At 63.8% G+C, this 367-nt stretch carries 1 protein-coding gene; it reads left to right on the forward strand.

The features are described from left to right. On the forward strand, positions 1-367 hold a 367-nt coding region (locus BIU91_RS02985), incomplete at both ends, for a reverse transcriptase domain-containing protein (protein ID WP_253183673.1).

Below are 367 nucleotides of genomic sequence, written 5' to 3' on the forward strand. Positions count from 1 at the left end.
GCATTGGCCAACGCTGCGCGAGCGGCTGTTGGCCGGAGACTACCATCCTCAACCGGTCCGCCGGGTCAGTATCCCCAAGCCGCAAGGCGGGGAGCGGACACTGGGTATCCCAACGGTGCAGGACCGCCTGATCCAACAAGCCCTTCACCAGGTGCTGAGCCCGACGCTGGAACCGACCTTCTCGGATCACAGCTATGGGTTCCGCCCCGGTCGAAGTGCCCACCAGGCGGTCAAGGCGATGCAGCAACACATCAACGACGGCCACCGCTGGGTGGTCGATCTGGATCTGGCCCAGTTCTTTGACCGGGTCAACCACGATGTGCTGATGAGCCTGCTGGCTTGTCGCATAGCCGACCGGCGGATACTC

The organism is Curtobacterium sp. MMLR14_002 (assembly GCF_001864975.1).
Lineage (GTDB): Bacteria > Actinomycetota > Actinomycetes > Actinomycetales > Microbacteriaceae > Curtobacterium > Curtobacterium flaccumfaciens.